Source organism: Flavobacterium cyanobacteriorum, from assembly GCF_002251835.1.
In the GTDB taxonomy this organism is placed as follows: domain Bacteria; phylum Bacteroidota; class Bacteroidia; order Flavobacteriales; family Flavobacteriaceae; genus Flavobacterium; species Flavobacterium cyanobacteriorum.
Genome location: NZ_NOXV01000191.1, coordinates 1 through 12138 on the forward strand (window position 1 = coordinate 1; position 12138 = coordinate 12138).

At 45.9% G+C, this 12138-nt stretch carries 4 protein-coding genes; all 4 read left to right on the forward strand.

All coding sequences use genetic code 11. The features are described from left to right. Positions 1–373 precede the first annotated feature (373 nt). The 4 genes from CHU92_RS03805 (at position 374) to CHU92_RS03820 (ending at position 12088) form a co-directional block, all read left to right on the forward strand. Positions 374–1891 (forward strand): T9SS type B sorting domain-containing protein, encoded by a 1518-nt coding sequence (locus CHU92_RS03805; RefSeq protein ID WP_094412768.1) that lies wholly within the window; start codon positions 374–376, stop codon positions 1889–1891. A gap of 8 nt (positions 1892–1899) precedes the next feature. Further along, positions 1900–3636: a PorP/SprF family type IX secretion system membrane protein gene (locus tag CHU92_RS03810; protein WP_165764580.1), complete on the forward strand. Its 1737-nt coding sequence runs from the start codon at positions 1900–1902 to the stop codon at positions 3634–3636. Between the two features lie 60 nt (positions 3637–3696). Further along, a complete protein-coding gene (locus CHU92_RS03815; RefSeq protein ID WP_094412772.1) occupies positions 3697–4170 on the forward strand; it encodes a hypothetical protein in 474 nt (157 codons plus the stop codon). A gap of 229 nt (positions 4171–4399) precedes the next feature. Next, entirely contained in the window at positions 4400–12088 is a 7689-nt protein-coding gene (locus CHU92_RS03820) for a beta strand repeat-containing protein (RefSeq protein ID WP_094412774.1), read from the forward strand. Positions 12089–12138: the final 50 nt, after the last annotated feature.

The following is a 12138-nucleotide window of genomic DNA, read 5'->3' on the forward strand; positions in this document are numbered from 1 at the left end:
GCATGTGCCGCCACAAGCGCTACCCTTACACTGGGCTCATTCAATGCATCAACAGCCCAGGGCCCTGTAAATGTTTTGGGCATGGGTTACCCCTACCAGTGGTACAGGGACAACCAGCCTGTGGCAGGGGCTGTTTCGGCCTCCTATACTATCTCCGGAGCCGCACAGAACGGAAGCTATAAGCTCGGCATTGATGTGCCGGGGTTTGGCATGGTATTTTCTAATTCCGTGGCGGTTAACCTTGGTGTTCCGGCTTTAGAAATTACGGCTTCAGGCAGTATCTGCGATAATGGAACCGTAACCATNCTATACTATCTCCGGAGCCGCACAGAACGGAAGCTATAAGCTCGGCATTGATGTGCCGGGGTTTGGCATGGTATTTTCTAATTCCGTGGCGGTTAACCTTGGTGTTCCGGCTTTAGAAATTACGGCTTCAGGCAGTATCTGCGATAATGGAACCGTAACCATTTCTTCTACGGGTAGCAGCCCGGGATATACTTATACACTTTTCAGAAACGGTGCTCAGGCAGCTACAGGCACTACAGCTGATTTTACTGTTACCGAGCCCGGGTCTTATTACATAATTGCAAATACCGGCAGCTGCAATGCCACATCCAATACAATAATCATAAATGAATTTGAATTTAGTATATCAACTACAGTTCCGGCAGCGCAGGTACTAATACCGGGTGAGCAGGTAACATTATCAGTCGCCACTAATGCTGTTGAGCCCGTGTATCTCTGGTATAGGAACAATGTACTTATTGAGGGGGCAAATACCAATGCGTACACAGCAACATCTATTGGCACATATAAAGTTACTATATCCCAGAGCGAAGGCTGTGCCATAACCCAGGAAGCCATTTTTACCATTACAAACCCTTTAGGATTTATAGCCCAGATAGCTGCGGCTTCTGATTATACTTCCTGTAGCTCCAGTACCACCACAATAAGCATGGTTTCCCTTCAGGCATCTACGCCTCAGGGACAGATTAGCGTGAGCGGTAACAGTTATTCTTATCAGTGGTATAAAAATAATATAGCTATGGCAGGCGCAATTTCGCAAAATGTTACAATAGCAGAAAATGGTACTTATACCCTTGAAGTGATAATTCCCGGGTGGGGCGCCGTCATCTCAAATGCAGTAGAAATTTTACTGGGGCTGGCGGAAACACCTGAAGTTTTAGTAGAAGGCACTTACTGCTCAGAGGGTAGTGAAGTACAGCTTTTTAGTACTGTAGACAATCCGCAGTATACCTATAAGTGGTATAAAGAAGGGAGTAATACACCTATAGGTACTACAACTTCTATAACGGTAAGTACTTCGGGTAATTATTATCTTGAAGTAACTTATCTGGGCTGTACACGCACTTCTGAAGCCTTTGCCCTTACACCGGCAGAAACTTCAAATATTACCATTGATGCAGGAGCCGAAGTACAACTACCTGAAGGCACATCAGTAATAATTAATGCCAGTGGTGCCGACAGCTACCAATGGTACCGTGACAGTGTATTGTTTGCAACCGGGCCTTCGGCAGAAATAACGGAACCTGGGAATTATAATATGACTGCAACATTAGGGCAGTGTGTGGTGGTAAAAGAGTTTACCGTAAACCTGGTAGAAAACAATGTTGTTGCCATACCCAATATTGTAACCCCAAATAATGACGGTATTAATGATAAATGGGTGCTACCGCTGGAATATATAGGGGATGATATCGAGATAATGATTTATGCTCCCGATGGCTCGCTCGTGTTCCGGTCATACAGCTACAGGGGTAACTGGCCTGAAACAGATTTTAACTGGTCATTAAAAAACCCTGTCTACTATTACACGATTATGAAAGGCCTTGAATATTTAAGGAGAGGCTCAATAACCATATTAAAATGAGGTTGAGCATGGCGCAAAACTACATTGCATTATTGTTAATCATCATCATGGGGGCCTTTTCAGGGCTAAATGCCCAGGATGCGCCTGTGCTTACCTTCAACATACCGGTACAGAATAATGTCAAGTACAACCGTTTCCTGCTAAATCCGGCATTTTCATTTGTAAGGGAAGACAATAAGAATATCGTACTGTACCACCGTAACCAATGGTTCCGGTTTGACGATTCACCTAAGTTGTACATGTTGTCCTACTCAGGAAAATTTTCTGAAAAAACGGGTCTCGGAATAGGCTTATACCGACAAAATTTAGGGGTATTATCAAGCTTCGGCGGTATTGCAAATTACGCATATAACATCACCCTGATGGAGAAAATGAACCTGACACTTGGTTTCAACCTGGCTTATTACAACAGTGGTGTGGATAAGGCGCGGATAATAGCACAGGAGCCTGACCCGGCCATACTTGCCATGAGGGACAATTCCATACTGAGCCTTAAACCGGGTATTAACTTTAACTACAGGAGTTTTGATTTTGGGGCTTACCTCGAAAATTATATTGATTATGATTTTAAGTCAGGCCAGATGACTGAAGATTATACGGACAGGACGTACTCCGGTCATATTATGTACACATATGCTTTCGAATCACGTGAAGGAATTTTCGGTAACGGCGATATAAAATTCCTGCTAAGGGGACGTAAAAGTGAAGAGGCCAGCCTTACCATTAACGGTAACGTGCTGCTGCATTTCCCACGGACAGGTTGGTTCCAGGCGGGTGTTGATGATTTTTACGGCATCAGCGCAGGTGCGGGCGTACACCTTTCTAAAAAGCTCTCACTTGGCTATACCTACGAACGCGGTACAAAAAGCGGTATTGTAAACCTGGGGGCTACACATGAGGTTGTTATAGCATTTTCACTTACTGACCGTATTGCCATAGCAGAAAAAGCCACGGCTGTCCGCGACTCGGTGTACGAAACTGAGGAAACACCTGAAAAGCCTGAAGAACCCGAAAGACCGGAACCAAAGAGAAAGACCAAAAAACAGGTACAAAAAGAAAAAGAAGCAGAAGAAAAAGCATATGAACCTGATTATGACATGGATGCCGAGCTTGGCAGACTAAGGCTTGACCTTGACGAGGAAGACCAGCACCTGCTGGAAATACTGCTAAGGGAAGATTCCCTTATACATGTGCAAAAAGCGGAGCTGGAAAAAAAGATAAAAAACCTGAAAGAATATGCACGGCGAGAAAAAGCAGCAAGGCAGAGAAAACAGCTGTCAATAGATACAGAAAGCCAAAAGGCAGCCACTGCGGCAACAGCAGGAGACAATCCTGATTCAGGTGCATTACAGGGAGAAACCCCTGCCACCCTGCCTGAACCCGGTGATACTGACGAGACTGATGAAATAATAGAAAAAGATATACGGGAATATTATGCAAAAAAAACAAGAAAGCCCAGAAAAAATTTAGAACAAATAAACCACATGATGATTGATAATGCAGAACCGGGCTATTATATAATTGCTAATGTTTTTGCAACGAACAAAAATGCCGATGCTTTTATGCAGTCATTAAAAAACAGGGGGATAAGTGCAAAATCATTTTACAATCCAAAAAACCATTTCAGGTATGTGTATTTAAAGAGGCACAACACATGGCGGGAAGCACTGATATCCTACTATTCCAATGTAGACAACACCTATTTCGACCCTATCTGGATAAGCAGCGTAAACATCATTAAATAAAAATCTGACTAAAAAAATAACACACACTAAAAAAACATCCTATTAAAAACTACTACACCAATGTACTTAAAAAAACGCTACACAGTAAGGATAATAATCCTGGCAGGATTATTGTTAGCAGGGGCAACCGCATTTTCGCAAACCCCGGTACCTCCCAGTTTTTCACCAAGGTTGCCTGGAGGAAATATCAAAATTAAGGGTGATATCGTCCTGGTCGGCAACAATATACTCAACAGGGCTGATGCCGCCAACCCCTCACAGGCAAATATTCCGTTTAACGGGGGCGAAAATAATAATTCCCTCAATATGGAATATATTGATATTGATGATGATCCCACTACATTTAGTTCCAGTAGCGCCAACCTGCAGCTTACAGGCAGCTGTTTCAAAGTAAAATATGCGGGTTTGTACTGGGCATCAACATATCCCTATGAAAGGAGCAACAGCCCCAGCCTGCAATGGCAGGCAACAATACCAAGGTTTGAAGACTGGAACCAGATAAAATTTAAGCTCCCCGGGGGGGGCATATATTGATTTAACTGCTGATAATAACCCGGACCCCGCAGGTGAAGATGATGCAATAGTTTTTGATGGTTACAACCCAAACAATCTGGCAGAGTCTTTTAAAGATTCTCCAATAATATGTTACAAGAACATTACAGAACTCCTCCAAAACCTCGGTAATCCCAATGGCACTTATACCCTTGCTAACCTTAGGGCTGCCAAAGGAAGGCGTGAAGGAGGCAGCTCGGCCGGATGGGTAATGGTAGTTATTTACGAAGACCCGACGCTTACAGGAAAATTTATTTCCACTTTTGATGGTTATGCCGGTGTGCAGGATAATACAACAGCAGTGATTAATATCAACGGGTTTATTACGCTGCCTCCTCCCTTCCCTGTGAAAGCCCGCCTGGGTGTAGGGGCACTGGAAGGTGACCGCGGTATAACCGGTGACCGGCTACAAATTAAGGCTAATACTGTAGCAACTTTTTCAAATGTGGCTAATACGCTTAATCCCGCAACCAATTATTTTAACTCTTCAATTACGAATAACGATACGCAGGTGTCCACACGTACCCCAAACGGCACAAATACCCTTGGGCTTGACCTGGATTTGATTAACCTGCCAAACCCTCTGAACAGCATCATCCCAAACAATGAAACAGGAGCCACTTTAAGACTTATAACTTCAGGAGACGGGTATGGTGCATTCCTGAGCACGTTTGCCGTGGAAATTATTGAACCTGATATAAACCTCGTAAAACGCGTTTACAACCTAAGCGGAGCCGATATAACAGGCGCAAATGTAAACCTGGGACAGGTACTTGATTATGTTCTTACATTCCAAAATATTGGAAATGATGATGCCAAAAATTATACAATAAGGGATATATTGCCTATCAACACCAATTTTACTTCTGTAGATGTGAGTGGTGCCCCCGGTGTTACCTATACTTATAATCCTGCAACAAGGCAAATATTATTTACAATACCGGACAATCTGGTTGAAATAAGCGACCCCGCCTATAGCATACGTATAAGGGTGCAGGTAGTAAACAGCTGCAGCGAACTGACGGATGCCTGTTCTAATCTTATACAGAATCTCGCCTACAGTACATACAGTGGTGAATTAAATACTAATATTATCAGTGATGACCCAAGTTTTTATAGCTATGATGTAAACTGTGGGATAGGCTTCCAGGGGCCGTCCAACTTTCTTGTAGATATAGATAACTGTACGTTTGAGCGCACCGAGATATTATGTGGATCGTCATTGGTACTTACTGCCGGAGACGGGTATGCCTCTTATGAATGGCGCAACAGCAACGGTGACGTTATAGGCACTACACAGAGTATAACCGTAACATCTCCGGGGCAGTACACCGTAATTAACACACCTACTCCTCCCTGTATTGGGCTCACTGAGTTTATAACAGTTACGTTATTTGGCACAAACCAGACGAATCCTGTATTACCCTTTGCCGATGAAGTGGCTATCTGCCCTAATGATGGCGAACAGCTGCCTTACATATTCCTTTGCGGCGTTAATGACAGCAGGCTTATCCAGACCAATATCAATAACGCGCAAAGCGTGATATGGGAAAAGCTGAACGAGAGCAGTTGCCCCGCAGTAACTGTTAATGGGTGTGCCAATAAAAATTTTAGTTGTGTGTGGAACCAGGTAGGCACAGGTACTAATTTTAATGTTACCACTGCGGGCCAGTATCGGCTTGTTATTAACTATCAGAATGGCTGTTTCAACAGGTATTACTTCAATGTGTATGCTAACCTGCTTGAAGCACAGTACATGGCAGAAAACATTACCTGTAATACGCCCGGCACTATAACGGTTACTAATGTTCCTTCAGGTTATGAATATCAGCTGGTGAGCCAGGCAGATAATACTATCCTGGTGCCATACCAGGGCAACCCTGTATTTAGCATTACGCAGGCGGGAGGCTATAAAGTGCAGATAAGGCAGCAGGGTGTTGTAAATGGCTGCGTGTTTGAACTAACTGATATCGGCATCCTTAACCAAAACCTGGAGGTTAATATTATACCACAAAATACATCCTGCAATGGCCTGGGCAGTATACAGATACAGGCCCTAAATGTAGGCCCCCAGTATTATTATACCATTACAGGGCCGAGCAATATTTCGCACGGGCCGGTAACCGATAATAATTATTTTTTTAATAACCTAAACCCCGGTACTTACAGCATAACTGTTACTACAGATGAAGGTTGTACCTTTAACGGAAGCGCTACAATACTCGACCAGAATAACCTGAGCCTTACGGCATCGGTATCACAGCAGATATCCTGTAACCAGGGGAATATACAAATGAACCCTTCAGGAGGGCAGCCACCTTATAATTTTGCCATATACAGTTATAATGGCGTCCTCCAAAATCCCGGGCCGGATGATTACCAGACGAGCGTGATATTTGATATACTGCCTGGTAGCGAGGGGACATACCAGTTTATAGTAGTTGACAGCCAAAACTGTATTGCTTATTCAAATCCTGTTACTATTGGCCTTGTGCCTGATGTTACTTATACGACCAGTATTACTAATGTAACCTGTAACGGACTTAATAATGGAGCTATACTATTTACATTAAGTAATACACAAGGTTTCAATGTATCTTTTGAGTTGCTCAACAGTGCAGGCACTGCAATAGCAACAAGTGCTTCGGGTAACTTTACTAACCTGGCACCGGGTGATTATACAGTAAACCTGACGCAGACAAAAGGCAATGGTTCATGCACATTTACTATTCCGTTTACTATTACTGCCCCACCTGCCCTTACTGTAGGCCCCGCAACGGTTACACAGCCTTATAACTGTACTACTGGAAGTGCCACCATAGCTATTAACCCGGCTGCCGTAACCGGAGGGACGGCGCCATACCAATACAGCATAAACGGGGTAACATTTGGCAATGCAACTTCTTTTACCGGATTAACCGCAGGCACCTATACCATAACCGTTAAAGATGCCAATGGCTGTACCGCCAGTACCCCTGCCATAACGATTAATACGCTGCCGCAGATAACTAACATTACATTTAATGCAACCCAGCCATCATGCCCGGCGTTAGCATCTAATGTTACCCTTACTGTAGTAGGTGGGCTTGCTCCTTTTACATACGCCATAACGGCCCCTGCCGCTTCGGCTGTGAGCAACGGCAGCAACAATGTATTTACAGCCCTGGCTCCGGGAACTTATACTTTCACGGTAACCGATGCTAGCGGCTGTACTTTCAGCAGGAACTATACGATCAACCCTGTTACCGCAATAGCCGTTGCAGGCCAGCCGGTAAGCAACGTTACCTGCTTCGGGTCGGCTACGGGTTCATTAACTTATGCCGTGAGCGGCTTTAGCGGGTCTTATAACTACGTAGTACGAAACGCTGCAAACACTACTGTAGCTTCGGCGAACAATGTAAATGCGGCTACAGTTGCTGTAAACAGCCTGCCTGCAGGAAATTATACAATAACAGTTACCGATACGGCAACCAATTGTACCGCCACAGCCACAATAACCATACAGGCGCCTTCAGCAGCTTTATCCCTTGGAACACCAAACGTAAACCCAATAACCTGTAATGCGCAGGGCAGTGTTTCGGCTACAGCAACAGGCGGATGGGGCGGCTACAGCTATAGCCTGCTTTTACCCGGCGGAACCACTGTAGGCCCACAGGCCAACGGTACATTTAGCGGCCTTACACTTTCTGGAAGCTACACGCTTACGGTACGCGATGCCAACAATTGTACAGTTACGGCTAATTTCAGCCTTGCTACACCGGATGCACCAACTGCCGGCATTGCAGCAGCCTCTGACCTTTGCTTTGATGCGAACGGAGCTTCTATAACCGTAAATGTAACAGGAGGCCTTGCACCGTACCAGTACAGCATAAATGGGCTGCCGGCACAGGCATCAAATACTTTTGCCAACTTACCGCCCGGTGCCTACACCATAACCGTTACCGATGCCAATAACTGTACAGCCACAGTAAGCCGTACTATAAGCCAGCAGCTTACGGCTACGGCTACACTGGTTAAAAACCTTGACTGTACTGCCAGCCCAAATGCCCAGATAGCCATAGCCATTACTGGCGGTGCTGCACCTTATACTTACCAGGTTTCATTTAATGGAGGTACTTTTGGCGCTCCGCAGGCAGTGGCAGGCACAACTGTTAACTACACGGTTGCACCTGCAGCAGCTGGCACTTACCAGTTCAGGATAAATGGTGACGGTGGATGTACGGTATTAACACAAACTATCACTATTCCACCGCTTACACAGCCTGCCATAACATCAGTTACGCAAACGCAGAATATACTTTGTAACGGCGAAAACACCAGCGCGATAGATGTGGTTATTGATACCACTACCGGGGCAGCGCCATACACACTATCAGTAGTTAATACCACAACAGGCGTAAACTACGGCACCCAAACATCAGGCCTTACTGCCGGTACCTATCAAATAAGGGTAACGGACAGCAATGCATGCCAGTCGGCCGTAAGCACTATAACTATAAACCAGCCTGCCGCAATAAGTTATGATGTGGCAATAGTTGATATAACCTGCACCCCTACTGGTACATCGCTGGGGCAGATCATCGTGCAGAATGTTTCCGGGGGCACTGCAGGTTACACCTACTATGTAACCAGTAACTTCGGCTTTAATGAAACCCACGTGGCGCCGGCAGGTGGCAACCATTCCTTTACCATACTGAATTACGGTATATATAACGTAGAAGTCATAGATGCCAACGGATGTTCTGTGACCAGAAATAATATCATTATAGCCTCGCCACCCCAAGATCTTACTATTGATGTTAATGCAATTACTACAGATTGTATTACAGGCGGTACAGCACAGGTTACCGTAACTGCTACCGTATTGAGTGGCAACTACGAATTTGGTATCCTGACACAAAGCACGCCTCCCTACCTTAACCCTGCAGATTACCAGCCTGCGGATCCCGGTACTCCCGAAACATCAACTTTTACAGGCCTGGTGCCGGGCGTAACCTATACTTTTGTAGTACATGACCTTGTAACCAACTGTTACTACTTTAAGCAGGCTGACCAGCCAATAAGCTCTCCTTCAGGGATTACAGCTACCTTAAATACGGTAAATAATGTAACCTGTACCGGTGCCGCTGACGGAAACGTTGCCATAACCATTACAGGCTATGACCCGGGCGCTACACAGATAAACTACCAGGTGTACCAGGCGCAGTCGAACACGCCAACGGCCGTAACAGGCAGTGTTGCTGTTTCGGGCGCCTCTGTAAATGCCAGTGTAGGCCCTCTGGCACCCGGCCTGTACTATATACTCTTCACGGAAGTAGGCGGCGCCGACGCGGGATGTTCAAACTCATCCCCATCATTTACTATAATGCAGTCAACCAACCTGCTACAGGTTACTGCGGTGGTTACTAAAAATGATAACTGTAATACCAATGCAGGCCGCATTACAGCAACAGGGCAGTTTGGTACGGCACCATACCAGTACCAGGCAGTACCGGCAGGCAGTGCGCCTGTAGCGGCCAACTGGGGTACAGCCAATGTGTTCAGCCTGGAAGGCGGCAACTATGATATTTATGTAAGGGATGCTTATAACTGCGTTAGATTTACACCTGTAACACTCCCAACCGATGTACAGCCTGTAATTGCAGCATCGGTAGCGGCACAGTGTACTTCGGCCGAAGGCAGCTTCACTATTACTATTACAAGGACACAAAATGGTATTGCGCCATATACATACAGTTTTAACGGGGGCGCTTTCCAGCCACAGGCTTCAGCAACATTTGCTTATAATAATCTTGCCTCTGGCAGCTATACCATACAGGTAAGGGATGCCAACGGTTGCGGGAACACCGTAAACGTACAGGTACTTGCCCCTATTTTCGTAACCCCGGCTGTAGCTGCTGAACCAAGCTGTGCCAACAATGACGGTGAGATAACCGTTACAGCAACTGGCGGTTCAGGAAACTTTACCTATGAGCTGCAGGACGGTTCGGCAACAACCATAGTAGCAGCACAGCCAACACCTGGCTTTACAGGCCTTGCAGCAGGAAATTACATTGTAGTTATACGTGACACCAACTCTAACTGTACGGCACAGGCACCTGTAACGCTTGCAACACCTACACCGGTAACATTTACGGCGGACAGTGAAGATGTAAGCTGCAACAACGGTACTGACGGTACAATAACCATAACACTCCCGGCGGCTAATGATAATCCGCCATACACTTATGCTGTGAATGATGGCGTGAACCCTGTTATAAGCCAGAATAGCCCCGTATTTACAGGATTGCCGGCAGGTACTTATACCATTACGGTGACATCGGGTAAAAACTGTAAGGCTACAGATACTGTTACCATAAGTGAGCCATCACAACTTACTATCAGTGCGGCAGCCACGGCTTTTGCATGTGATGCCAACAATGTACCCGGAACATCAACTATAACAATAACTGTAGAAGATGATGCAACCAGCAACCCTTCGGGTACGGCGCCTTACACGTACAGTATAGACGGCACTAATTATTTTGCTACTAATACCTTTACAGTTACTGATAACGGCAGTACACAAAACCTTACAGTGTATGTAAAAGATGCTAACAACTGTGCCGCCACCACCCCTGTAACCATAAACCCGCTACAGGGCCTTACTGCCGTAACGGCAACGCAGGCAACAGCTATAACCTGTACTAATGATGAAACGGTTCAGGTAAGCGTAACCGGTGGCTCAGGCAATTATACTTTTGAACTGCTTCCTCAGGGCTCCCTGCCACCGGTAACTCCTGGTGCGGGCGTAAGCACGGCTGACTTCAGCCTGGCAGCACCGGGCAGCTATACTTTCAGGGTAACTGATAATGCCACGGGGTGCTACATAACCACCGTGCCGTATGAAATACTGCCTTTTGATACCATTGAGGTAAATGCTACGGCCGCTACTGCCGTAACCTGCTTCGGAAGCACAGACGGCAGTATTACTATTGATGTGAGCGGCTATACCGGTGTATATACCTATACAGTAACCGATGCCAGCGGAACAATTGCCAGCGGAAACGGCAACACGGCAACTAACCCGTTCACCATTACAAACCTTCCGGCAGGCAGCTTCATTGTGAATATAACCGCCACAGGCACTCCGTTCTGCCCTGCCGGTTCAAATGCCATAACAGTGCCTTCACCATCTGAAACACTTGTACTTACAGCCGCTGCCACAGCTCCTGCAACATGTACAAATGACCGTGCGGAAATTGTAGCTACAGCAGCAGGAGGATGGGGAACTTATGTATACCAGCTGGTAAATACTACTACAGCAACAACTGTGCAGGCCTACGCTGCCAATAATACTTTCAGCGGGCTTGCTGCCGGGAACTACGCTGTTTCGGTACGCGATGCCGGGGGCTGTGTGGTCACGCAGAACATAACCATTACGCCGGCAACACCAATTACGGCGAACATAAGTGCTTCGGCAACACAGGTACTGTGCTTCGGTGATGACACCGCTACACTTTCAGCTACAGGCGTGAGCGGTGGCGAAGGCGTATACCAGTATATACTGAATACCTATGATACTGACGGAATTACGATATTATACAGCAGCGGAGCGCAAACCACACCGCAGTTCAATAACCTTGGTGCAGGCATTTACAGCATAACAGTAACTGATGGCTGGGTTTGCGATGTTACAACGTCCACTGTTACCATAACCGAGCCTTCACCGGTACAGGGCTTCCTGTCACTGACGGACGGACTGAGCTGTACTACCCAGGCAGAACTAACAGTGAGCGCTACCGGTGGCACCCCACCCTACCAGTACAGTACTGACGGGGTTAATTATTCATCAACCACTGTGTTTGCTGTGGGTGCCGGCACTTACCAATACTATTTTAGTACACGACAAAAAACATAATTGATTTAGTACACGACAAAAAATATAATTGATTAAAAATCAATAAAATA